We start from the raw sequence: 21,881 nt of genomic DNA, 5'->3' as shown, positions 1-21,881 counted from the left end.
GGGTCACGTCCCGGTTAGCCACCGGCGCCGTGATGGTCGATCCCGATGTGGGCCTTGATGAACTTGACGATGCGCGCCTCGTCGAACTCGTCGAACTTATCAATGCTGCCCCATGCCGTCAGCGCAATCTTTCGATCCATGTCGGTGTATGGCGCAAGGATGATACGATCGTAGCGCTCGGCAATTGCCGTAAGACGTTTGACCAGGTCAGGGCAATCCTGACAGGAGTAGTTGATCGCCACCCCGCCGTCTTCGAGGTTGTGAACCTGCATCTCCTTAGGAACCGGCTCGGCATGAATCCCCCACTGAGCCAGTCCGGGAGCATGGGGTCCTGAGGTGGGTGGATCGCTATTGTACGGCGGATGCGGCATACCGAGTGGGACGTGGGGACTCGGCAGGATCGCGACAGAGGTCCAGGATACCTTTTCCGTCATCTTGCCGTAGCCCCAATAGCCGCCAACCAGTAGGACGGCTGCAATGGCAGCATAGAGCCCGATCCGCCCCCCAAGCCCTTGACGACGCTTCGCTTTTTCCGTCTCAGCCCGTTCCTGTTGTGCCTTTTGCTTCGCCTCTTTCTTGACCTGTGATTTCGCGCTCTGCGGCTTTGCCATCGCTCCCTCTGAGTGTTCTCGCTATGAGACTGGCCTGGAATGCCAGATTACTTTCTTCCCCCGCTTTTTCGACGAGTGCCGGTACCCTTCCGCTCGGTCGGCTGCGACGTGTCAAGTACAGCAACGAGGGTCAAGACCTCGCTCGCCGCCTCCTCAATCGATTTGTTGGTCATATCGATAACCGGCCAGCCCGCCTTACGGAAGAGCGACCGGCTGTATGAAAGCTCAGTGCGCACCTCCTCCAGCTTCGCGTAGGCTTCGGCCACAGGCGCATGTTTGCGTTCGAGCCTGGCCCGCCGCAGTTCCACCAACCGATCCACCGCAACAATGAGTCCAACAATTCGGCCCTGCTCGATCGTCATCAACCGGCCTGGCAACGGAAGATGTAAGATCACGGGGACGTTTGCAACCCGCCACCCCTTTCCGGCCAGATAGATGCTGAGCGGCGTCTTGGAGGTCCGCGAGATCCCGACCAACACGATGTCGGCGCGGTTGAGGCCAAGCGGGTCCTGACCGTCGTCGTGCTTCACAGTGTAGTCGATCGCCTCGATCCGCTGAAAGTACTCCTGCCCCAGTTGTCGGAACAGACCGGGCTGCATGAGTGGCGGACTGTGCAACAGATCGCTCAGGCGAAACAGCAGCGGTCCGATCAGGTCAATGGTCTCTACCCCCCGCTCCCGCCCCTCCAGTAACACGGCTTGGCGAAGCTCCTCTGACACCAGGGTATGCACGATAACCCCTTTACTCGCTTGGGCCGTCTCAATCGCCCGTCGCACCTCACTTACCGTCCGGATATTGGGAAGACGCACGATCTCGACCTCAGCCACCTGAAACTGGGCCAGCGCGGCTCGGACGACCAGTTCCGCGGTGGAGCCAGTGGCGTCGGAGACGGCAAAGATCCGATAACGGCCTTCGGCTGATGCTCGGTCCATAGCAGTTATCTTTTTATTCCCATTACAGTTCGAGGAGAACCGCCACCTCGTCGCAATAATCCCACTTGCTGCACCGGCGACAATCCTTCCATACCTTCTCCGGCAGTGTAAGCTTATCAACCACCCGAAATCCCAGGCGCTCAAAGAAGGCCGGCTTATAGGTCAGGGCGAAGACTCGCCTGATCAGGAGATCTCTCGCTGTAGCGATACACGTCTCGGTTACTGCTCGACCGATCCCCTTCCCCTCATACTCCGGCCAGACGGCCAGCGATCGGATCTCCGCCAGGTCTGGCCCGTAGACGAAGAGGGAGCAGACCCCGGCAATCTTCCCGTCCTGCTCAAAGACCTGAATATCGCCGATCCGCTTGTCGATCTCTTGCAGCGTCAGCGGCAACAGATCGCCCTTACCGGCGTACACATTCACCAGGCGCGCAATCGCCTGGACATCGGTCGTCGTAGCCTTCCTCACCATGCGCTGCCTCAGGCGCGAGCCACCGCGATCCTCTCCCGTGAGGAAACGTTCATCCCGGCCCCATCGATGCTGAGTCGCCCCGGCCCATCGGGCTGACCTTCAAGTGATACCTCTATCGGCAGAAACTGCTGAATTGTCCAGAGATTCGTGAGCAGATGCCGGCTCACGCGCGCCGTGGTGAGGACGGAGCGACCATTCGCCAGCGCGATGAGCACGGCGAGTTGATCGGCCAAATAAGGGTCGGTGGCGGCATCTCCGGCGAGAAAGTTCAGCAGGCCATCCGCCGCCTCATCGGCCACGCGCTCGGCGGGTTTGCCACGCTCGCCAAGCGCGCCAAATCCCGCCCGAGCCTGCTCGAATTCAGCCCATACAAATACGGTATCGCCCGGGCAGGCGGCATCGAATTCGGCAATCTCGATCTCGATCTTATGCCCGGCGTCGGCGAACCGATCTCGAACTCGATTGGCCTGTCGCTCGGCGATCCCTCTGGGGAGTCCGGCCACAGCAGATATAACGCGGATAGCCAACAGCGCCCCGCGATTCGTGAGGTCAATCGAGCTCAGTCGCCCCAGCGGTTGCACGATAGCCCGCACCTCACCACCCCCCTTTGGGTAAAAGCCGCCCCGACGTACTTGCCAGGTGGCGCCCAGCCCCATCCTCTCCACCATCGGCAGGAAGACCTCGGAGATGTATGGGGCCGGCGGACTCCAAGGGACGTGCGTTCCACCCGTGATCGTCAGCGCGGACGACGTGTTCGCATACGCGAGCGGCGCCAGGATCGCCTGAAACACGAGGGAGGTGGCCCCGGCTGTCCCGACATCGATTCGATGCGATCCTCCGGTGATCGGTCCAGGGGCAAAATGCAGGCAGGAAGAGCCAAGCTCCGCTCCATGTACCTCAGCGCCAGTGATCGTCGCGAGCGCCTTGACACAGGAGAGATGCTGCGGTTGCAGGCCGGGACTCTTTCGGCCCGCCCGAATCTTGAACAATTCTACGGGTCTGCCAAGGACGGCGGACAGGGCCAAGGCCGTCCTGAGAATCTGCCCGCCTCCCTCACCGTATGATCCGTCTATACTAAGAACGCTACTCGCCACTATGCTCATATCATCCTCGCCACCGCGAGGCCTAGTCCGCATCCGGAAGGGTATTATTTGCCCGGCGACGGAAACTGTCAAGGGAACTCTTGGGTGGCAGATCCAACAGCTTGACTCACGCGGTCGTCACCCTTCCCGCCTTTTTTCCAGCTTTTTCGTGAAAGCGCGTAAGGTCAACGACGACCCGCTCGTGCTGACACTCGGCAATCTTCTCCACCTCGTCGAAGGCCTCGATCCGGAAGATGAGACGCCGCCCGTCAATCCGCGTCAGCGTCGCCACCACCTTCACCAGAAGCCCGATCGGGGTTGGCGCCAGGTGCGTCATCTTCATGACACTGCCGACTGTGCCCTGCCCCTCCGACAGATGCGGCTGCACACCGGCTGTCGCCACCTCCTCCATCCACTCGACCACAACCGGCGTGGTGAGTACATGAATGAACGGGTTGCCATGCCGATCGGCCGCCTCGGCGCCAGTCACCCTCCAGGCTCCCTCAAACGTCATCCCTTCATATAGGCTCATCGGTTTCTCCCATGCGGAATAATGCTTGACAGGCTCAGGCAGAGTGGCTAGATTGAGCCGGTTTTGCTGAACTCCATACCCTGCGTGCTCCATGCTATCACACATACAGACCTGTAAGAGCGAAGGTCTTCATGGTATCCGCCAACTTGACGAATTACGCTGACCGGGATAGCATTCCTGCAGGCGTATTGGCGCCCAGGTGACCATCCAGCCTCGCTGATCCTACAACACTGTACCGTGAGGCCATCTGTGCCTACAATTGAGGAAGAGGGCGGAACGACCGTCGTGCGGCGAACCGCCGAATATCAGCCGCCTCGCTCGTGGCGGACCTGGCTGATCGGCCGACCGCTCCGGACCGCCGATGCGCCCCATCAGGCCATTGGCAAGACGGTCGGTCTGGCTGTTTTCGCCTCTGACGCGCTCTCCTCCACCGCATACGCCACCGACGAGATTCTGTTCGTCCTGGCTGCTGCCGGGGCGACAGCGTTCGTCTATGCCCTTCCGATCTCGCTGGCCATCGTAGCGTTGCTGACTATTGTCACGCTCTCATACGAGCAGACCATCCATGCTTACCCTGGTGGTGGTGGAGCCTATATCGTCGCCCGTGACAATCTGGGAGAATTCCCCGCTCAGATTGCCGGGGCGTCGCTGCTGACCGACTATATCCTCACCGTGGCCGTCTCGGTCGCTTCTGGCGTAGCCCAAATTACCTCGGCCTATCCGTCCCTTTTTTCCTATCGGGTACCATTGGCGATTGGGCTGGTACTGTTCATGATGCTGGTCAACCTGCGCGGCGTGAGAGAATCCGGCGCGGTGTTTGCCGTGCCCACGTACTTCTTTCTCGGAATGCTGTTTTTGACCGTAGGGAGCGGTCTCGCCCAGTACCTGATGGGGGGTCTTGGTGCTGTGGAGAACCCCCCGCATCTCGGAAAAGAACCCCTCATGCAGTCAGTCACCCTGTTTTTGCTTCTCCATGCCTTCTCCAATGGCACAACGGCCCTCACCGGTGTGGAGGCCATCTCGAACGGGGTCCCTGCGTTTAAGGAGCCACGTAGCCGCAACGCAGGGATCACGCTGATCTGGATGTCCGCCGTCCTGGGCGTGTTGTTCTTTGGTATCACCTTCCTGGCCGGCAAGATTGGCGCCATTCCCTCAGAGGCAGAAACGGTGATCTCCCAACTCGCACGCACAACCTATGAGGGACGGGGCTTGCTGTACCTGGCCACTATTGCGGCTACAACCCTCATCCTGGTCATGGCGGCCAATACGGCGTTTGCCGACTTTCCGCGGTTGAGCGCCCTGCTGGCGGCAGATGGCTTTTTGCCCCGGCCCCTCACGTATCGGGGAAGCCGACTTGTCTACTCGCGCGGCATTGTGGCGCTGGCCCTCATTGCCTCACTCCTGATCTGGCTGTTTCAGGCCAACGTGAACGCACTAATCCCGCTCTATGCTATCGGTGTGTTCCTCTCCTTCACGCTGTCACAGGCCGGTATGGCGCACCGCTGGTGGAAGGCCGGACATCTCTCGACAGGGCAGGAAGCACAAGAGCGTGGCTCAATAGTCCGTCACGACCCGCGCTGGGTGTTGAAGATGGCGATCAACAGCTTTGGAGCGCTCTGTACGGCGGTAGTAATGTTGGTCTTTGCTATGACAAAGTTTGCCGATGGGGCGTGGATCGTGATCCTACTGGTGCCAATTCTTGTCGCGATGTTCACTGCCATCCATTACCATTACCGGGATCTGGCCGCCCACCTGTCATTGGAACAGTATGGTGGGCCGCCTCGAATCTCGCGTCAGCGTGTGATCCTGGCCGTCAGTGGCGTCCATCGCGGTACGCTGGCGGCGCTCCGCTATGCCCGCACGATCTCCGACGATATCACGGCCGTGCATATCTGCACCGATCCCGTCGAAGCCGAGACGCTGAACCGGAAATGGGGATCGTGGGGCGATGGAATCCGCCTGGTCGTGCTGGATTCTCCCTACCGGTTGTTCCTGGAACCCTTATTGGGGTATATCGAGGAGATTGCCGCGCGACGTCAGCCGAACGAGATCATCACCATCATTGTGCCGCAGTTTGTTCCCCGCCACTGGTGGCACAATCTCCTGCACAACCAGACCGCGGTGCTGCTGCGACTGATGCTGTTGTTCAAGCCGGGGATCGTGATTATTGACGTACCCTATCAGATAGAGTAACGACGCCAGAGTATCGGAGGAACAGAATACGCTATGAATTTCATTATCGTGGGGTGTGGACGGGTAGGCGCGGAGTTGGCGTACCGCCTGTTCCAGAAGGGGCATCAGGTGGCCGTCATCGACCAGGTGGCCGCTGCGTTAAATAATCTGCCTACCGACTTCCGCGGACGTACAGTAGAAGGCGAGGCACTGGCCACTGATGTGCTGCGCCGAGCGGGGATTGAACAAGCCGACGGTTTGGCCGCCGTCACCAACTCCGACTCGCTCAACGCGGTCGTCGCGCACGTGGCAAAGACCGTCTACCATGTGCCCCAGGTGGTCGTCCGCAACTATCATCCGCGCTGGCGAGCTTTGCATGAGGCCTTTGGCCTCCAAGTCGTCAGCTCGACCAGTTGGGGCGCACAGCGCATCGAAGAGCTGCTCTACCCCGCCTTCGCCAGGAGCGTGTTCTCGGCCGGCAACGGCGAAGTCGAGATCTATGAGCTCTCGGTGCCTGAGGCCTGGCACGGCCGTACCCTCCAGGATCTCCTGCCCGCAGCCGAGTGTCTGGCCGTGGCGTTGACCCGCGTAGGCAAAGCTATCCTCCCCTCCCCTGAGAACCGTCTCGAGGCGGGCGATATCGTGCACCTGAGCGCCACGCTGGTAGCGATCGACGCGTTGCGTGAGCGGCTGCAGACGCCGCAAGGGAGGTAACATGTTTGTGTTGATCGCCGGCGGAGGCCGAACCGCAGCACACCTAGCCAGCCTCTTACTGACTCGCCAGCACGAGGTCCGAGTGATCGAGCACCGACGGGACATCCTCTCACGCCTTCACCACGAACTACCCACCGAGGTGATCTACGAAGGCAACCCCATCGATCCGCACGTATTGGAACAAGCCGGTATCCGTCGGGCGAAGGTGTTGGCTGCGTGTACCTCTGCCGATGAAGACAATCTCGCGCTCTGTTTCTTTGCGCGCACCCACTACGATGTCCCTCGTATCATCGCCTGGGTAAACAATCCCCGCGCCGCCTGGCTCTTCGACGAGAAGTTCCACGTAGATGTGGCCCTCAACCAGGCGCAGATTTTCAGCAGTCTGATCGAAGAAGAGATGTCGCTCGGCGATATGATGACACTACTGAAGCTGCGGAGGGGCCGCTACTCCCTGGTGGAGGAGAAGATTCCCCCGGGAGCCCGCGCCCTGGGTATCGCTATCAAGGATCTGCGCCTGCCTCCGGATTCGGTGATCGCCACCATCATCCGGCACGGACAGATCCTCATTCCGCGCGGGGACACTCAATTTGAAGTCGGGGATGAGGTGCTCGCGATTGCAGATCGTGAAGCCGCCGAAGAGCTGGCCGGCCTGTTCGGCCGACCGGATGCGCAACAGAAGACGTAACTGCTTAGGCGTTTAGACTGAAGGCTGAAGGTTCTACATGAGCTCGCACAGCACGAACCACGCCATTTAAGACCTTCGGTACCCCTAGCAGCCTTCAGTCTTCAGCCTATCTACCTGAGTAGTTACCAGAAGACCTCTTAACAGCCCAGCCGCTCGAGGAAAGTTTCAATGCTTCGGCTCACCTCGTCCGGCTGTTCCAGCATGACCATGTGGCCGGCAGCGGGAACGAGTTGGAACTGCGATCCGTTGATCTGATGATGCAGATACTCGCCGTATTTGGATGGCGCCATCAGATCGTCGGTCCCGCAGATCACCAGCGTTGGGAGGGTGATCGCTTTCACCTGCTCCATGAGATCAAAGGCATCGCACGCCAGAAGGTCTCCCTCGATGACCGGGATCGAGGTGCGCAGTATCGCGTCGATATCCTGCTTGAGCACCTCCGCTGTAGCACCGGGCGCACGCGCCAATTTGGTGATCTGCTCAACCGTTCCTGCTGGATCCTCTTGAAGGCGAGCGAATATCTGCGGATGAACGCGGAGTTTCGCTCCGGTCCCAACCAGCACAATCGCTGCAAGAAGACCGGGGTCATCCAATGCAATACTCTGGGTGATCGCTCCGCCCATCGAGTGGCCCACCATGACGGTACGGTCGAGACCCAAAGCCGCTAGAAACTCTTCGATGACGTCGCGATAGATCTCGATCCGATCGGCTCCGCTCCCACCCGAATGGCCATGCCCAGGGAGGTCTACGGCGATGGCCTTTCGCCGCCGCCCCAATGTCCTAAGCTGCTGGAGCCACACCTGATGACTTCCGCCAGCCCCGTGGATGAAGACGATCGGTGGCAGAGGACTCGCCGGACTCGGACCGTGTTCAACGAAGTGGATTCGAGCGCGCCCAACCTGCACGTATGGCACGTCCGCCCTCTATACCTCTTCAGATTTCAACACCCTACCCAGGAGACTCGCTACCGCCTCCTTCGGCGATCGATGTTCAAAGAGGACCGCATAGGTCTCCTGGCAAATCGGCATGTCAACAGAGAAGCGACGGGCAAGATCGACGGCGCCTTTCGAGGCGTTGACCCCTTCCTTCACCGTCGGGCTGCGCTCCAGCAGCTCGGACAACGCCGCGCCCCTGCCCAGCGCCAGTCCAAGTTGCCGATTTCGTGAGAGGTCCCCGGTGCATGTCAGCACGAGGTCCCCAAGCCCCGCCAGCCCAGCGAATGTCTCGGCGCGCGCGCCCATCGCGACACCCAGCCGGGTCATTTCATGTAACCCGCGGGTGATGAGGGCGGCCAGCGCATTATGCCCGAGTCCAAGGCCGTCTACTATCCCGGCGGCGATGGCAATCACGTTCTTGATCGCCCCCCCCAACTCTACGCCCAATGGATCGCTTCCGGCATACACGCGAAAGGTTGGCGTGCTCAGCAAGCCCTGAACCCGTAATGCTACGGCAGCCTCCGCTGATGCCGCGACCGCCGCCGTAGGCAGTCCCCTGCTCACCTCTTTCGCAAAGGTGGGACCTGAGAGCACAGCCAGCGTCCGCATGGACGGAGCAACCTCATGTAGTACCTGCCACATAGTCATGCAACTATTTGGTTCCAGCCCTTTAGTTGCAATGATGAAAAGTGGCGATTCTCGAATGAAAGGCAGCAGGTCCGTAAATACGGAACGAAAGACATGCGAAGGGGTGACCAGCAGAATGGCCGAGCAGCCTCGGGCGACCTCAGCAAGGGAGGTCGTGACCTCAAGTGCCTCGGGTAGTTCAATCCCCGGCAGGTAGAGACTGTTCTCGTGCTCCCTCGCCATTGTGACGGCGAGTTCACGCTCCCGCACCCAGAGAGTGACCGCGTGCCCTTTTTCGGTTAACAGTTTGGCAAGCGTGGTCCCCCAGGCCCCGGCTCCGACGACGCCGATATGTTCCATCGGCGTATCCCTATCGGTGCTGAGGCCGCTTGGACGCAGTACGCAACCAGGCGAGTCCGACAAGTGAGAGGGCGATCAAGCCGAGGCTCACAACCTGCGCCGCGCGTAAGGGCCCCAGCATCAGACTATCGATGCGGAGCCCCTCGACGAAGAACCGGCCGACAGAGTACAGCCCAACGTAGCAGAGCAACAGCGCGCCAGGGGTATGCTCCAGACGCCGGCGAAGCAGGCAGTAGAGAATCGCGAAGACCAGGAAGTTCCACAGCGATTCGTACAGGAACGTCGGATGGAAATACTCATAGGTGACCAGATGGGGCGGCCGGTGGTACGGTTCGATATAGAGTTTCCACGGCAGGTCAGTTGGAGTCCCGAAAGCCTCCTGATTAAAAAAATTCCCCCACCGACCGATCGCCTGCCCAAGCGGGGCCGAAGGGGCCATGATATCCAGGTACGTCAACACAGGCAACTTCTTCCGGACGGCATAGATGACCGTAGCCAATCCCCCAGCCAGGAGACCACCGTGGATCGCCAGCCCCCCCTCCCACACCGCCAAAATCTTCATCGGCCTCGCGCCGTAGTAGCCCCAATTGAACAGGACATAGTAGAGCCGCGCGCCTATTAAGCCAACCATCACACCGAACACGATGACGTTCAGAAGCTGATCAGAATCTTCCCCACGGCGGATCGCCTCGCGCTGCGCCAGCCAGGTCCCCAGCAAAACAGCGGTGGCGAAGAGAAGGCCATACCAACGAATCGACAGCGGGCCGATCTGCAGAACGAACGGACCAGGCGATGCGAACATACGGACCTCAGTAGGGGTTGACGTCAGATTACTTAAGTGATGAAATTACACAATGGCTCGCAAATACGCAAGTCCTTTATCAAAGCTATCTGAGCCTGCCCCGCAGATTCCTTATTGCGCTTCGACAGGCTCATCTATTATTTCTTCTTCATGCCGGGAGTTGATAGCTCAGCATCTATGGCTTCGCTTGCCCCTCGGTCGGAAGTTGAGCACTTTCTCCTTGCACACAATTCGGGTATCCGACAAGATGGGGGGTGGAAATCAAAGCGATGGTCAGGTGAACCCAGAGCCGCTGTTAGGTAAGCACCCTCTCAGCGAGACCTGTGAGTGCGCGGCCTGGACCGTCTGTACGTACCGTGCTGGCATAATGGAGGAGATCTCAATGGGACGAATCGATTGGAGGTACCACCGCCCCGGGTGAAAGAGCTGCGCCAAGTCGCAAGAGTTTCTTGCGAAACATCGTATCGAAATTGCGTTAGAGGTGGATGCAAAGAAAAAGACCCTGAAGGACAAGGAAGCGCTCGCACTGGTCCGAGAGGTAGACGAGATCTACGCAACGAAAGGGCAGAAGCTTATCTATGTTGACCTGCGGAAAGACAAGCCGGACAGGGCGCAACTCCTGGCGCTCCTGCTGGGACCGACCGGAAACCTGCGAGCCCCGACCCTCCGGAAGGGTCGCACGCTCATGGTCGGCTTTGACTCGGCGACCTACGAGCAATTGCTTCGCTAGACGCTCCCTGGAGGCTCTTTGACGTGCCACATATGGCCAAGGTCATCCCCTTCGTATTTGCCGCGTTCGTATTCCTGCTTCCGACGGCCTCTTTCGGGGCCGGTGAGTCCGCGACCAGCGGACTTACGGCCGGTGAATTAATCAGGATGGAAAAGGGCGGCGTGGTGCTGAAGGCAAAAGACCATCCCGCTGAGGACGGCACGAGCAGCGCCAGAATCAAAGCCTACTGCGTCATCAACAGGCCACCAGAGGCCGTGTGGGCGGTCATGTTGAACTATCATACGTTCAGCGAATTTATGCCGCGGCTTGAGAAGGTTGAGGTCCTTGAAAAAACCCAAGGCACCATGAAGGTTACCGAGACGGTTCACGTTCCGCTTGGCGTGATCGTTTATACGATCGATCTGATTTTCAAACCTGAGCAGCAAACAGTGAGCTGGACGCTGGATAAATCGAGGAAACACGACATCGCGGAGACGTTCGGTACCTGGGAGTTTCTCCCGTACGGCCATGGTAGGACTATGCTTCGATATACAACGAGCTTGGACAGCGGCATGTTTATCCCCAGATTCGTGGAAGATATGATGATTAAAAAAGACTTGTCGAACGCGCTGTTGAGCCTGAAGCGGCGCACCGAATCCGACGGAACGTGGAAGAAGAAGAAATAGGACTCGCGCGTCGCTTCTACTCTATTCGATGTAGACGATAAGCTGGACGCCCATCAGGATCACGAAGAGAGCCGGAACCAAGCCCCACCAACGTTGTTTCATAATCCCCAGCGATCCTATGAGATACGTCATGCCGGCAAGGATCGCGGTGACCCCCTCGGTCGTGTGAGGTGAATTGGTTCGCCCGACGTAGTTGAAGTTGCTGATCGGATGCAGATGGAATAACAGGGTCACTCCACCCATGATGGCAAGCCAGGGAAAGATCATTCCCCATATCCAGTGAGAGAGTATGCGGCGTGCCCGCAGCCATTCCACGGATCCCATGGCGAGCACGATGATCCCGGAAAGCTTGTGCTCAATCGCCTCCCGGTCACCCAGGAGCTCCGTCAGCGTCCGTGGGCCGAACGGCCAATACTCCGGGTCGCTTCGGTACAGGATAAAGAGCGCTACGCCAAGCGTCAGCATCGGCCACAAATGAGCATACCTGGACTTCTGACCTCCCCAGAGGGCGGAGCCTGTCATCGCCATCCCCATGACGAGCACCAACCATCCGGAAAAGTGATGGTTAAAGTTCGAGAACTCCGTATGCGCTTTCCACGTCTCCCAGCTTCCTGCTTCGTCCGGCGGGATCATGTGATCATCGAACGGCGCCAGAAGAGGGTTCATGCCGGCGAACAACCCGTACGGATTCGGATACCAGATCCAGAGACGGATGACCCACGTGTCCGGATACCAGACAGTGAACGCGCTCTTTGTTTCAGGGTGAACCTTCGGGCAGGCTTCTTGGGAGGGCGATCGAAATTCCTGCCAGTCCGCATAACGGCAGATCGCCAAGCTCCGCTCCCAATCGATCCCCTGAAACGGGGTCTTAGCGGGACGGACTCCCGAGGCGATATACTTCAGCCCAACCAGTTGCCAGCGCCCTTCTCTTTGCGCGTAGAGGAGCGTGGAAGGGTGATGATAATCAAATTGCGTGTTCCCTGCCTTACGAAAATTATAGCCTTCTAACGGCACATTCCCCGATATCTGCACATAGCCATCCGCTTGGGCCTGTTTCAGATCCTGATACTGCGACGTGGACGTCCGAATATCGGCGATGAGCCTGGCGAGAGCGAAGTCCTTTTCCGGCTCCTTGGCATACCAGTGGTCGTGGCTCATGAACCATTCAGAGCTCAAAGCCAGCCCGGCAGCCAGCAGCGTCACGACCGCAAACGCAATGAATTGCCTCTTCACGTGCTATTCCTCCTCATTAGAGCCTATCCTGCAAACTCTCATGGACCCTTCGACACGCTCAGGGTGAACGGAATGGGTATTGAATACATTGACCTTTTCCCGTTCGTGCTGAGCCCGTCGAAGCATGAACGGGGGTTTGCTGGACAGGCTCATTAACCTGTTGAAACCCTGTCTTGCAACCTCTTGTTCACCCCTCAGCCTGTGCCGTTCGCTGCCCGGCGGCCGCTGGAGCATGAACGAAGAGCTTGGCCTGCGTCGGCTTGACAGCCTGCTTATCCGGCGGCGGGGTCAACGCATACGTCATCTCTTTAAAGTGGTCACCGTACTGCCGCTCCGGATTGTAGACTCGCGGGAACTTCCAGAGCATCCGAACGAAGTTCGTCTGACCCTGTAGAAGCAAGCTGGAGGCGGTGGAGAAGGTCCCCCGGACCGCGGCCCAGCCCAGGTGCTTGCGATTCAAGACCGCCTGGGTCTTGACCAGCTCTTCATAGAACTGCTTCAGAGGAAGCGTCGTCGGCAGGACGGCATGTTGGACGTCGAACAGCCGGTAGTCGAGGGAGGTCAGCTTCCTCGACTCTGTGTGCCAGGTCTCCGTCCCGGGGTATGGGGTATTCACGGTCAGGTGGACGATCTCGGGGACACCGGCGGCCCACTCGCGAACGATTCGAAACCTCTCTTCGTCCCATCCCGAATCGGCGATGATGTTGAGGGCCACGGTAAATCCCAGCCTCCGCGCCACCTCCAGGGCCTGAAAGTTCTCGCTGGGCGTGGCCCGCTTCCGAATCGCCTTCAACCCTTCCTCGTCGAGGGCCTCCAGGCCGAGGAACATGTACCGAAGCCCGAGACGCTTCCAGTAGGCAAAGACCTCCTGATTGCGGAGCAACACATCACACCGGGTCTCCAGGTAATACTGCTTGCGGATCCCCCGACGCTCGATCTCCCGGCCGATCGCCATCCCGTCCTCCGGATGGATGAAGGCCACATCGTCGACTAAGAAGGCATTGGGCTCCTGCATCCTGGCCAGATCCTCCCCTATCACCTCGGGAGAGACCTTGCGGTAGCTTCGACCGTAAAAGGTCCACGCGCTGCAAAACGAGCAGTCCCAGGGGCAGCCGCGGGTAAACTCAATCGAGGCACAGGGATCCAGGACCCCGATAAAGTATTTGTGCCGTCTGCGGGCAAGGTCTCGCGCCGGCAACGTGCGGTCCAAGTCGTGGAGCATCAGCGGCGGGGGGCCAACGCCGTGGGCTGTCACCACCCCTGGAAGCGTTTCGAGTCCTCCATCCAGGATGGCATCCAGCAGGGACGGCATGATCGGCTCCCCTTCTCCGCGCACGATGCAGTCAATAGCGCCCTCCGCATGATCGAGAAGCTCCTGCGGGATAAAGGACGCGCTATGGCCTCCGACAAAGACAAAGCAGGTGGGGAGGAGGCGTTTGGTCTCCTTTGCCAGTTCCACCACCTCCGGAAGATTGGCTAAAAAGTTCAGCGAAAAGCCAACGGTCTGCGGGTGAAAGTCGCGGAGCTCTTGCAGGTAGTCCTGACGGTGAAAGACCTGAAGGTCAAAGAGCCTGACCTCGTGGCCCGCCATTCTGGCGGCCTGAGCCACCCGCTCCAGCCCCAGCGGCTCAAGCCGGAGGAAGATCTCAGCATACATCAAGGAACTTGGATGCACCAACAGGACTTTCACTGCACTCCTCCGCTAATAAGCTGTCAGCTTTCAGCCCTCAGCTATGAGCTATTCGCTGTCTCACGAAATTACCACACTCTGCGTGAAGAGGGAAAAAGAGCGTGCGCGGCCCTCGCGGATGGCCTGCTCAAGTAGGGCCTTGGCTTCATGTGTCTTCGCCTTGGGCAGCACCGCCTCGAAGAACTGAATGTAAAAGTCGTCAGGCACCACGACGACGGAGGCGCGTAGCGTGAGCCCCGTCCGGTCGATGGTTCGCGCATAGCGAACGGCGTGACTCTTACCAGGCGCAATCCTGGTGTCGAAGAGTTCTTGCGTCAGGTCAAGCGTAACCTCTCGTCCGATCCGTTCCTCTTGCATGCTCTCATTCACCCGCTTGCCGTCCGCATCGACCAACTCCCATCGGATCACGATCTTCGGCGTCACGTAGGTGGGGAAGTGATGCCCAACACCGGTATTGGCCAGTGTGATCTCAGCGCGCACTTGCTCGCCGACCTGGTAGCGCGCCTTGTCCAGCGCAAGGTGGACGGACACTCCGTGCTTGACCATCTCAGGATCATGGATCCCCCGCCATAGATGCCGCCGCTCCGGCATGTGGCAGCTCTGGCAGGTCTTGCCGTCCTGCGCATACGGCCCTTCTTTCCATTCATTATAGGTGTTTTCGAGCAGCTTGCCGTTCAGCGCATACCCGTCCCGCTCGAACTGGTGACACCCTTTGCAGAACTCAGCTCGCTCAAAGGCCGCCGTCCTGATCGCGCCACCGTGGGGAAGCTGGGCCGCCGGAGCGGCATTCTCAAGCGAGCCGTCTCGTTTCGGCGGCCCGAAGCGCTGGTGCCCCCGGACATGACACCCGGCACAGGCCAGACCCTTTTGCTGCAGCGAGGCCGAAAAGGCGTGATTCCTCTTCAACTTCAATGCGGCGTCGGCCTCGTTCGGCGGAACGCCAGGCGGCGACGCCAAAAAGGTGCGATGCCTCTTAAAAATAGAGGGGCGGCTGCCTGTATCCACGCTCTTTTCCTGTTGCTCGGTGAGAGGGGCATGGCAACCGTAGCAGCGGAGCGCCGTCTTGGGATCGTCATGGATCAACTCCATTGTCTGGCCTCTCACCCCTGGCCCCATGCTTTTGCTGTGCAGGCTGCTGCCCCAGTCCTCGTACTGAGCTCGATGGCAGACGGCGCAACCTTCCGCGTCAAGCGATGCCTCCATCGGCGAGAAATGGGCGGGCGGCCTGCCTTGAAGCGGGATGGGCGTCTGCCAATGGCGCTTGAGGAACTCGATCTGGGCTTGGTCATCGGCTGTCGGCGGCGGGTCGCTCACTGCCCATGCTCCAACCGAAAGCCCCAGGGATGCGCTCACCACTGCACTATACAGGAGAAGCCGTTTCATGAGATGGAACGATTCGGAGTCGCTGCTCGCTCTCTGCGGGCCCCGCGTCGGCTCGGTGGTCCGCCGGATGAAAGGAGGTAGCGAGCCCCCTCAGCAAGGGGCATGGGTGTAACACCATACGCCTTCTGCACGGTATCTCTGGCTGTGATGGCGCCCAGACGCCAGATGTCGAGCACGCCGGTCGTGAGCGGGGGCGCCGTCATCACCCGCTCGAGCAGAAGCGTCAGTGTTGCGGCCAGGGGAAGGGGCAGCAGAATCTTTGGTCGGCGAGCTCCAAGCTCCTCTTGCACCAGATCCACCACCCCTTCATAAGAGATCTGCGCCGGTCCCGCCAGGGCAATCGTTTCGCCTTTCCCCACCCCACTCTCTATTGTCTTCACCAGACAGGAGACCAGATCGCCTACCCACAGCGGCTGGCATCGCAGCGGTTCGTACCCTGGAATAACGGCATACGGACTCGACCTCAGCAACCTCGAGAGCGGTGTCAGGAAATGGTCCCCCGCGCCAAACAAGAGTGATGGGCGAAGAATCGTAAACGGTACTCCACTCTTCCGCACCTCTCCTTCACCCAACCACTTGCTGCGCACAAACGGATAGATCCGGTCGGGGGCCGCGCCGAGGGCACTGACATACACCACATGTCGGATCTTCGCCTCCCGCGCCGCCTCCATGAGCCGACGAGTTCCCTCCTGATGAACCGCGTCAAAACTCTCCTTCCCGCTTTCGCGGAATATCCCGGCGAGGTGGATCACCTGCTCGACTCCTTGCATCGCGCTCTTCAGCGACGCAGTATCGGCTCTCGCCGACCGACAGAGCGACCCGGCTATCCGGCGCAAACGTCCGCCATCCGTCCCGCGTCGGACCAGCGCCCGGACCGGCAAGCCGAGCGCCGTGAGTCGCTTGAGCAGATGGGCGCCAACGAACCCCCCGGCGCCCGTCACCAGGATCATATCCCACCTCAGCTCTTGCGCGAGGTCTTGGCGAAAAAGGTCGAGAAGATGGGATCAGGTTTTCCAGCGCCGCATTTCGGGCATTTCAGCCGCTTGGTCTCCCGCTCTTTGATGCCCATCGTCAGTGAGAATTTCTTATTACACTTTACACACTTGAAATCATAGCTAGGCATCAGTCTTCCCCTCCCTTCGCACGGTTATCGTTGGAAAGATCCTGCCGGAGACCAGACTGTACAACTGACGGAATGGCCGGTGATCGGAAATGTTGCGTCTTTCAGCCGAAGAACATCGATATTATAGGGCGAGTAGCGCGAAGAAATCAATGCGGAAATCCGAATCCAACACTGGCGATGAAGAGCGCCAACCGTTCGGAGGTCCTTGACGTAGTTCACTACATGGTTTACAGTATGGTCATGATCAAACTCAATATACACGAAGCGAAGACACATCTTTCGGAGTACCTGGCCAAGGTGGAGGCGGGTGAGACGGTCCTGCTGTGCAGGCGCAATACCCCCGTTGCAGAGATCCGCGCCCTTCCACAACGACTGAAAGAGCCGCGGCCCATCGGACTGGCAAAAGGGACGTTTCGGGTACCTAAGAGCTTCTTCGAACCTCTCCCCGATGAGGTTCTTACCGCCTTCGAAGGTCGCGATCTGTGAGGTTGTTGCTCGACACCTGTACGTTCCTGTGGATCATCTTAGATAGTCCTGAACTGTCCCCAGGAGCGCGTGATCTTTTCTCCGATCAAGGCAATGAGGTGTTCCTGAGTGTGGTCTCCACGTGGGAGATCATCGTCAAGCATCGGCTAGGGCGATTGCCACTACCGGAGCAACCGCGTCTGTTTCTGCCCAGGCAGAGACGGCAACATGGGGTGCACACACTGCCCATCGAGGAGGATGCGGTGTTGCAACTCGCGCGCTTACCCGATTATCATCGAGACCCCTTTGATCGGATGCTCATCTGCCAGGCGATCGCCCACGGCCTTGTCCTCCTGACACCCGATCCCGCTGTCACGCAGTACCCCGTGCGAACGGCGTGGTGATTCCTGCTTGCAGCTCACGCAGCGTCCTGATGAAATTGTTCGTAGGCGTGTTGCATCGCTTTACCTTTCGTGATAAAGTAAAGTCAATATCAACCTCTGGAGGAGCCAATGCCTTCTATCAAACTCTCTACAAAAAACCAGATCGTCCTTCCCAAAGAAGCGCGCGAGGCAATGGGGGTCAAAGGAGGCGATGAACTCGTGGTTGTCGTCAAAGGAGGGATTACCCTCTTGTGGCCCAAACCCAAAAGTTATGCAAAGGCTCTTGCGGGTAAGGGCCGCGGACTCTACGCTTCCGAGTATCTGGCAAAGGAACGCCGTGCGTGGTAAGCGCCCAACGCCTCGAGGGCTTCCTGCGAAGGCATCCCAGAGTCGGGCTGGACTCAAATCTCCTGATCTACCTCATCGAGGAACACCCGGAGTATCATCGATTAACTGAGAAGATACTCAGATCGATTGAAGCAGGACGCAATACCGGAATTTGTTCCACACTCTCTCTTCTTGAGGTTCTGGTGCAACCCTACCGACAGAACAATGACGAGCTTGTCAATCAGTTCTATGTCCTCCTCACAACCTACCCTCACCTCCAATGGATCGAGTTATCGATCGGGATCGCCGATCTGGGCGCCCAGCTTCGCGCCAAATACCAACTGAAAACACCCGATGCCATCCTGGTGGCGACCTCCATCGAAGCGGGCGCCACCGGTTTTATAGGGAACGACAGCCAGCTCACACGCATCTCTGAGCTGGATATTCTGATTGTAAGCGGTGATTAGATCCTGGCTGCTGAAAGGGTAGGTGGGTTCAGGCAATCAGGCGGGCGACTGTCTTAAGCAGTATCGGGATGTTGATTGGCTTGGTAAGGTAGGCATCACATCCGGCGGCTCTCGCCAGGGGCTCCCCTGCGTGGGCGTGGGCCGTTACGACCACGATCGGAATTGACCCCGCCACAGGATCGGCCTTGAGGCGCTGCGTAGTCTGCACGCCATCGAGACCGGGAAGTCCGAGGTCCATCAGGATGAGTCTCGGCCGTTCGGCCCGCGCCAGCGCAATGGCCGTGTAGCCATCCGCCGCCTGGCACACCTGGTAGCCCTGGCTCTCAAGCAGCCCAACCATCAGTTCCCGATTGGCCGGGTCATCTTCGACCACGAGGATCGTCGCAGCACTCATTGTCATGCCTCATGCGCCTGGATGCGCCCTTCCGTCCCGGGCGGCCGCAGGGGCAAGGTAATGGTGAAGGTGCTGCCCTGGCCTTGGCCGGGCGAGGTTACGGTGATGGTCCCGCCGTGCAGCTCGACCAGGCGTTTGGTCAGGGCAAGCCCCAGGCCGGTCCCCTGCTGCGGCTTGGCGAAGGAACTATCGAGCTGGGTAAACTCCTGGAAGAGCCGACTCAGATCCTCCGCCTTGATCCCGATGCCGGTATCCGAGACGGCAATGTCTACGAAATCGCCGGAGTCGAGGGTTTCGGGTTGTGAACTCGAAACTCCGGACTCGGAACGCGAAACCATCTTCGCGGTGACCGTAATGGCGCCACCTGCGGGGGTGAACTTGACAGCGTTGCTGATCAGGTTGTAGAGCATCTGCTTCACGCGGAGCGGGTCGGCCACCAGGCTGGTCGGAGCTTGGTCTGCATGCACCGTGAGTGTCACCCCCTTTGTGTCGACCTGCACCCGGAAGGATTCGAGCGCGGCTGTCAGGGCCTCGGCCAGCAGGAACGTCTCGGGCCGCAGCTCCAGCCGTCCCGCCTCGACCTTGGAGAGATCGAGGAGGTCGTTGATGAGGGCGAGCAGGTGTTGGCCGCTCGAGTGGATGTGGCTGAGGTAGCGGCCCTGCTTGGTCGTGATGGGTTCGAACTGCGGATCCTGCAGCAGCTCCGCGAAGCCCAGGATGCTGTTGAGCGGTGTCCGCAGTTCATGCGACATGTTGGCGAGGAACTGCGATTTGTGCTGGGACATCATTTCAACGCGGCGAAGCGCCTCGTTGAGCTCGCGCGTCCGTTCCTCCACCTTCGCCTCCAACTGGACGGCTGCCATGCACTGCACCTCATAGAGTCGCACATGCTCGATCGCAAGGGCAGCCTGGGTCGCAAAGAGCTGAAACAGCTCTTGCGTAGAGGGGTCGAGAGGGCGGAGACTGTACTTTCGGTCCCCCGCAAAGACTCCAATCGCCTGCCCTTGCACCACCAGGGGCGCGATCGCAAAAACCGGCGAACTAAAGGCCTCGATCTGGTCATACGGCGGCTGGAGACGGAGTAGCTCCGGGAGGGATGCTCGGCCATCCGAGGTAATCATCTGCTGGGTGCGGTAGGCCGCAGCCAGTGCGCCTCCTGCCGGTCCAATCGGGACACGAATCGCCGCGAGGGGCCCCTCCATTCCAAGACTGGCCACTGCCCGCAACTCACGCCCCTCTAGGTCGGCAAGCAGGATATTGACACGATCCATCTCTAACACCGTCTGAGCGGTCTGAAGGAGACGATCGAGTCGCTCCTGTAATTCCAGAGGCGCCTGGATCTCCAAGCTCGCCTGATACAAGGCCTGCAGCATCTCTCGCTGGCGCTGAAGCTGCCGGGTACGCTCCAGGACCTTTGCCTCCAGATCCTTCGAATAGTGCTCCAGGCTTTTCTTCGACTCGGCGAGTTGACCGTTCAAGGCGCAAATCTCTTCAAAGCTGGCAAAGAGGAGCTCGATAATCTGCTGTTTGTCAGGCGAGATGATGATTTCCCGACCGCCCGCACGGACAGCGACCTCCACATCAAGCTGGCCCCCTTTCCGAAATTCCAGATGCTCAAAAATCCGCCGGATCCGCTCCAACAGGTAGTCGTCTTCGAACGGCTTTGTAATAAAGTTATCGGCGCCATGCTCCAGACCTTTGAGGATATCGAGCGGCGTCTTTCGTTCCGTGAGGAGGACGAACGGGATTCGCTTGTACTGCTCGCGCGACTTCACTGCCCGACAGAAGGCGTACCCGTCCATCTCGGGCATGACGACGTCAGAGACGATGAGATCCGGGGGCGCCGACTGAACATGGCGCAGCCCCTCGCAGCCATTTGTGGCCATTTCAACCCGGTAGCCCTCCCGCTCCAGCAGGAAGCGGACGCGCTCGGCCTGCGTCGGGCTATCCTCCACGACGAGAATCCTACGTTCCATGATCGTGACCTCCTAGCCGTGGTTTACCAGAGAGCGGATCGCTCCCACGATCTGCTCCGGGGAGAGCACATGCTCGACCGCCCCCTGGCGAATCGCCTCTTGTGGCATCCCGAAAATGACGCAACTCTCCTCATCCTGGGCGATCGTCACCCCACCCGCCTCCCGAAGTCGCTTGAGACCCGCCGCGCCGTCCCGCCCCATCCCGGTCATGAGGATACCGATAGCGGATCGGCCATAGGCCTCTGCCACTGACTGAAAGAGATAGGAAGCCGATGGACAGAAACCCTCCTCGGCCGACTCCCTCGTCAACCGAATCCGGCCCTCCGTCGTGATCCCCGTCTGAAAGCCCTCCGGCGCAAGGTAGACAGTGCCGGGCCGGGTCGCTTCCCCCGACTCGGCCAGCTTTACCGCAAGGCGAGTCCCCTGGGCGAGCCAGTCGGCAAACCCCCCTGTAAACCCCGGCGCGATATGTTGCACGATGAGGATAGGCGCCCCGAGCTCGCGGGGTAGCCTTGCCAGGATGTCATTGATCACCTGAGGCGCGCCGGTGGACCCGCCGATTGCGATGAGTCTGATCTTCTGGGAACCAGGGGCCAAGGGTCTGGGACTGGGGGAGGGTAACTCGGATATGAGACCACGATCCCTGACACCAGACCCCCAATCCCTGGTCCGTGGCCATCGCCGGATTACCTTCACCTCCGCCATAAGCTTCACGGTCTGCACAAGCCGCCGGACGCTCTCGGCCTGCGTCGGATGATCCTGGCCGGTAGGCTTCTCAACCACCGTTAAGGCGCCCGCCTTGAGGGCCTCAAAGGCTGTGGCCGCTTCATAGCGGGTGGAGCTGGCGCTGACCATCACGATAGGCGTGGGAACACGCTCCATGATCTGCCGGGTCGCCTCGTAGCCGTTCATTCGCGGCATATGGACGTCCATCACGATCACGTCGGGTTTGAGCCGTTCGGCCTGCTCCAGGGCGTCCAGGCCGTCCCGGGCTTTGCCAACAACCTGAAGCGCAGGATCCTGGTCAAGCAAAAAGGCAAGGTACTCCCGCACCGTCGCTGAATCGTCCGCTACAAGTATCCGAATCATGCATCCTCCGCGCTCCCTAACCCCCAACCCCT

General features: G+C 59.6%; 24 protein-coding genes and 1 pseudogene. 9 read left to right on the top strand and 16 right to left on the bottom strand.

Features of this window, described 5'->3' with window-relative positions; all coding sequences use genetic code 11:
* Positions 1 to 14 precede the first annotated feature (14 nt).
* From PHV01_RS04725 to PHV01_RS04705, 5 genes are all read right to left on the bottom strand, one after another.
* Positions 15 to 611 (bottom strand): DUF3105 domain-containing protein, encoded by a 597-nt coding sequence (locus tag PHV01_RS04725; RefSeq protein WP_337289991.1) that lies wholly within the window; start codon positions 609 to 611, stop codon positions 15 to 17.
* 47 nt (positions 612 to 658) lie between these two features.
* Positions 659 to 1,543, bottom strand: coding sequence for a pyruvate, water dikinase regulatory protein (locus tag PHV01_RS04720; RefSeq protein ID WP_337289990.1), 885 nt, complete (start codon positions 1,541 to 1,543; stop codon positions 659 to 661).
* A gap of 22 nt (positions 1,544 to 1,565) precedes the next feature.
* Positions 1,566 to 2,015, bottom strand: coding sequence for an N-acetyltransferase (locus PHV01_RS04715; protein WP_337289989.1), 450 nt, complete (start codon positions 2,013 to 2,015; stop codon positions 1,566 to 1,568).
* An 8-nt stretch (positions 2,016 to 2,023) separates the two neighbouring features.
* Entirely contained in the window at positions 2,024 to 3,118 is a 1,095-nt protein-coding gene (gene rtcA, locus PHV01_RS04710) for an RNA 3'-terminal phosphate cyclase (protein WP_337289988.1), read from the bottom strand.
* 106 nt (positions 3,119 to 3,224) lie between these two features.
* Positions 3,225 to 3,629: a thioesterase family protein gene (locus PHV01_RS04705; protein ID WP_337289987.1), complete on the bottom strand. Its 405-nt coding sequence runs from the start codon at positions 3,627 to 3,629 to the stop codon at positions 3,225 to 3,227.
* A gap of 249 nt (positions 3,630 to 3,878) precedes the next feature.
* Here PHV01_RS04705 and PHV01_RS04700 point away from each other — a divergent pair, with 249 nt between their 5' ends.
* From PHV01_RS04700 to PHV01_RS04690, 3 genes are read left to right on the top strand one after another with little or no spacing between them, the layout of a single operon-like run.
* Positions 3,879 to 5,822 carry an APC family permease gene (locus PHV01_RS04700; RefSeq protein ID WP_337289986.1) on the top strand — a complete coding sequence of 648 codons (1,944 nt, stop codon included), beginning with the start codon at positions 3,879 to 3,881 and terminating at the stop codon, positions 5,820 to 5,822.
* A gap of 33 nt (positions 5,823 to 5,855) precedes the next feature.
* Positions 5,856 to 6,515 carry an NAD-binding protein gene (locus PHV01_RS04695; RefSeq protein WP_337289985.1) on the top strand — a complete coding sequence of 220 codons (660 nt, stop codon included), beginning with the start codon at positions 5,856 to 5,858 and terminating at the stop codon, positions 6,513 to 6,515.
* Between the two features lies 1 nt (position 6,516).
* Positions 6,517 to 7,200 carry a TrkA family potassium uptake protein gene (locus PHV01_RS04690; protein WP_337289984.1) on the top strand — a complete coding sequence of 228 codons (684 nt, stop codon included), beginning with the start codon at positions 6,517 to 6,519 and terminating at the stop codon, positions 7,198 to 7,200.
* Between the two features lie 137 nt (positions 7,201 to 7,337).
* Here PHV01_RS04690 and PHV01_RS04685 read toward each other — a convergent pair whose 3' ends face one another.
* Genes PHV01_RS04685 through lgt form a run of 3 tightly spaced genes read right to left on the bottom strand, consistent with a single transcriptional unit; the run spans position 7,338 to position 9,924 of the window.
* Positions 7,338 to 8,114 (bottom strand): alpha/beta hydrolase, encoded by a 777-nt coding sequence (locus PHV01_RS04685; RefSeq protein WP_337289983.1) that lies wholly within the window; start codon positions 8,112 to 8,114, stop codon positions 7,338 to 7,340.
* A 9-nt stretch (positions 8,115 to 8,123) separates the two neighbouring features.
* Positions 8,124 to 9,122: an NAD(P)H-dependent glycerol-3-phosphate dehydrogenase gene (locus PHV01_RS04680; protein ID WP_337289982.1), complete on the bottom strand. Its 999-nt coding sequence runs from the start codon at positions 9,120 to 9,122 to the stop codon at positions 8,124 to 8,126.
* Positions 9,123 to 9,132: 10 nt separating this feature from the next.
* Complete coding sequence (gene lgt, locus PHV01_RS04675; protein ID WP_337289981.1) at positions 9,133 to 9,924, bottom strand: prolipoprotein diacylglyceryl transferase; 792 nt, start codon at positions 9,922 to 9,924, stop codon at positions 9,133 to 9,135.
* Between the two features lie 433 nt (positions 9,925 to 10,357).
* Here lgt and PHV01_RS04670 point away from each other — a divergent pair.
* Both PHV01_RS04670 and PHV01_RS04665 read left to right on the top strand, forming a co-directional pair.
* Positions 10,358 to 10,654 (top strand): annotated as a pseudogene (locus PHV01_RS04670) (ArsC family (seleno)protein); the annotation flags it as partial.
* Between the two features lie 32 nt (positions 10,655 to 10,686).
* On the top strand, positions 10,687 to 11,319 hold the full coding sequence (locus PHV01_RS04665) for an SRPBCC family protein (RefSeq protein WP_337289980.1): 633 nt from the start codon (positions 10,687 to 10,689) through the stop codon (positions 11,317 to 11,319).
* Positions 11,320 to 11,340: 21 nt separating this feature from the next.
* Here PHV01_RS04665 and PHV01_RS04660 read toward each other — a convergent pair whose 3' ends face one another.
* The 5 genes from PHV01_RS04660 to PHV01_RS04640 form a co-directional block, all read right to left on the bottom strand.
* Positions 11,341 to 12,552, bottom strand: a complete 1,212-nt coding sequence (locus PHV01_RS04660) for a hypothetical protein (protein WP_337289979.1) — start codon at positions 12,550 to 12,552, stop codon at positions 11,341 to 11,343.
* 187 nt (positions 12,553 to 12,739) lie between these two features.
* Positions 12,740 to 14,242: a hopanoid C-3 methylase HpnR gene (hpnR, locus tag PHV01_RS04655; RefSeq protein WP_337289978.1), complete on the bottom strand. Its 1,503-nt coding sequence runs from the start codon at positions 14,240 to 14,242 to the stop codon at positions 12,740 to 12,742.
* 60 nt (positions 14,243 to 14,302) lie between these two features.
* Entirely contained in the window at positions 14,303 to 15,625 is a 1,323-nt protein-coding gene (locus PHV01_RS04650) for a multiheme c-type cytochrome (protein ID WP_337289977.1), read from the bottom strand.
* Positions 15,622 to 16,575: an NAD(P)H-binding protein gene (locus tag PHV01_RS04645; protein WP_337289976.1), complete on the bottom strand. Its 954-nt coding sequence runs from the start codon at positions 16,573 to 16,575 to the stop codon at positions 15,622 to 15,624. The genes PHV01_RS04650 and PHV01_RS04645 overlap by 4 nt, the downstream gene beginning before the upstream one ends.
* A gap of 8 nt (positions 16,576 to 16,583) precedes the next feature.
* Positions 16,584 to 16,748 carry an FmdB family zinc ribbon protein gene (locus PHV01_RS04640; protein ID WP_337289975.1) on the bottom strand — a complete coding sequence of 55 codons (165 nt, stop codon included), beginning with the start codon at positions 16,746 to 16,748 and terminating at the stop codon, positions 16,584 to 16,586.
* Positions 16,749 to 16,982: 234 nt separating this feature from the next.
* Between PHV01_RS04640 and PHV01_RS04635 the strand changes: the two genes are divergently transcribed.
* The 4 genes from PHV01_RS04635 to PHV01_RS04620 all read left to right on the top strand — a co-directional run bounded on the left by PHV01_RS04635 (position 16,983) and on the right by PHV01_RS04620 (position 18,390).
* Complete coding sequence (locus PHV01_RS04635; protein ID WP_337289974.1) at positions 16,983 to 17,234, top strand: type II toxin-antitoxin system prevent-host-death family antitoxin; 252 nt, start codon at positions 16,983 to 16,985, stop codon at positions 17,232 to 17,234.
* Positions 17,231 to 17,617: a type II toxin-antitoxin system VapC family toxin gene (locus tag PHV01_RS04630; protein WP_337289973.1), complete on the top strand. Its 387-nt coding sequence runs from the start codon at positions 17,231 to 17,233 to the stop codon at positions 17,615 to 17,617. Before PHV01_RS04635 ends, PHV01_RS04630 begins: the two co-directional genes overlap by 4 nt.
* Positions 17,618 to 17,725: 108 nt before the next feature.
* Complete coding sequence (locus PHV01_RS04625) at positions 17,726 to 17,944, top strand: AbrB/MazE/SpoVT family DNA-binding domain-containing protein (protein ID WP_337289972.1); 219 nt, start codon at positions 17,726 to 17,728, stop codon at positions 17,942 to 17,944.
* The gene (locus PHV01_RS04620; protein WP_337289971.1) at positions 17,938 to 18,390 is read left to right on the top strand and encodes a PIN domain-containing protein; all 453 of its coding nucleotides are present in this window, start codon (positions 17,938 to 17,940) and stop codon (positions 18,388 to 18,390) included. Before PHV01_RS04625 ends, PHV01_RS04620 begins: the two co-directional genes overlap by 7 nt.
* 28 nt (positions 18,391 to 18,418) lie before the next feature.
* On the opposite strand, the gene PHV01_RS04615 is transcribed toward PHV01_RS04620, so the two are convergent.
* From PHV01_RS04615 to cheB, 3 genes are read right to left on the bottom strand one after another with little or no spacing between them, the layout of a single operon-like run.
* The gene (locus tag PHV01_RS04615; RefSeq protein ID WP_337289970.1) at positions 18,419 to 18,790 is read right to left on the bottom strand and encodes a response regulator; all 372 of its coding nucleotides are present in this window, start codon (positions 18,788 to 18,790) and stop codon (positions 18,419 to 18,421) included.
* On the bottom strand, positions 18,787 to 20,760 hold the full coding sequence (locus PHV01_RS04610) for an ATP-binding protein (RefSeq protein WP_337289969.1): 1,974 nt from the start codon (positions 20,758 to 20,760) through the stop codon (positions 18,787 to 18,789). Before PHV01_RS04610 ends, PHV01_RS04615 begins: the two co-directional genes overlap by 4 nt.
* A 12-nt stretch (positions 20,761 to 20,772) precedes the next feature.
* The gene (gene cheB / locus PHV01_RS04605; protein ID WP_337289968.1) at positions 20,773 to 21,849 is read right to left on the bottom strand and encodes a chemotaxis-specific protein-glutamate methyltransferase CheB; all 1,077 of its coding nucleotides are present in this window, start codon (positions 21,847 to 21,849) and stop codon (positions 20,773 to 20,775) included.
* Positions 21,850 to 21,881 lie beyond the last annotated feature (32 nt).

The sequence above is a fragment of the Candidatus Methylomirabilis sp. genome (assembly GCF_028716865.1).
Classification (GTDB): Bacteria; Methylomirabilota; Methylomirabilia; order Methylomirabilales; family Methylomirabilaceae; genus Methylomirabilis.
Note: the sequence above shows the minus strand (reverse complement) of the source record. Positions and strands in the feature narration are given on the sequence as shown.

Coding starts and splice junctions, on each gene's coding strand:
- lgt (WP_337289981.1), bottom strand. CDS start 9,924: ATGTTCGCATCGCCTGGTCCGTTCGTTCTGCAGATCGGCCCGCTGTCG.
- PHV01_RS04610 (WP_337289969.1), bottom strand. CDS start 20,760: ATGGAACGTAGGATTCTCGTCGTGGAGGATAGCCCGACGCAGGCCGAG.
- PHV01_RS04680 (WP_337289982.1), bottom strand. CDS start 9,122: ATGGAACATATCGGCGTCGTCGGAGCCGGGGCCTGGGGGACCACGCTT.
- PHV01_RS04650 (WP_337289977.1), bottom strand. CDS start 15,625: ATGAAACGGCTTCTCCTGTATAGTGCAGTGGTGAGCGCATCCCTGGGG.
- PHV01_RS04665 (WP_337289980.1), top strand. CDS start 10,687: ATGGCCAAGGTCATCCCCTTCGTATTTGCCGCGTTCGTATTCCTGCTT.
- rtcA (WP_337289988.1), bottom strand. CDS start 3,118: ATGAGCATAGTGGCGAGTAGCGTTCTTAGTATAGACGGATCATACGGT.
- PHV01_RS04725 (WP_337289991.1), bottom strand. CDS start 611: ATGGCAAAGCCGCAGAGCGCGAAATCACAGGTCAAGAAAGAGGCGAAG.
- PHV01_RS04720 (WP_337289990.1), bottom strand. CDS start 1,543: ATGGACCGAGCATCAGCCGAAGGCCGTTATCGGATCTTTGCCGTCTCC.
- PHV01_RS04640 (WP_337289975.1), bottom strand. CDS start 16,748: ATGCCTAGCTATGATTTCAAGTGTGTAAAGTGTAATAAGAAATTCTCA.
- PHV01_RS04695 (WP_337289985.1), top strand. CDS start 5,856: ATGAATTTCATTATCGTGGGGTGTGGACGGGTAGGCGCGGAGTTGGCG.
- PHV01_RS04690 (WP_337289984.1), top strand. CDS start 6,517: ATGTTTGTGTTGATCGCCGGCGGAGGCCGAACCGCAGCACACCTAGCC.
- PHV01_RS04705 (WP_337289987.1), bottom strand. CDS start 3,629: ATGAGCCTATATGAAGGGATGACGTTTGAGGGAGCCTGGAGGGTGACT.
- PHV01_RS04625 (WP_337289972.1), top strand. CDS start 17,726: ATGCCTTCTATCAAACTCTCTACAAAAAACCAGATCGTCCTTCCCAAA.
- PHV01_RS04615 (WP_337289970.1), bottom strand. CDS start 18,790: ATGACAATGAGTGCTGCGACGATCCTCGTGGTCGAAGATGACCCGGCC.
- cheB (WP_337289968.1), bottom strand. CDS start 21,849: ATGATTCGGATACTTGTAGCGGACGATTCAGCGACGGTGCGGGAGTAC.
- PHV01_RS04635 (WP_337289974.1), top strand. CDS start 16,983: ATGGTCATGATCAAACTCAATATACACGAAGCGAAGACACATCTTTCG.
- PHV01_RS04715 (WP_337289989.1), bottom strand. CDS start 2,015: ATGGTGAGGAAGGCTACGACGACCGATGTCCAGGCGATTGCGCGCCTG.
- PHV01_RS04645 (WP_337289976.1), bottom strand. CDS start 16,575: ATGATCCTGGTGACGGGCGCCGGGGGGTTCGTTGGCGCCCATCTGCTC.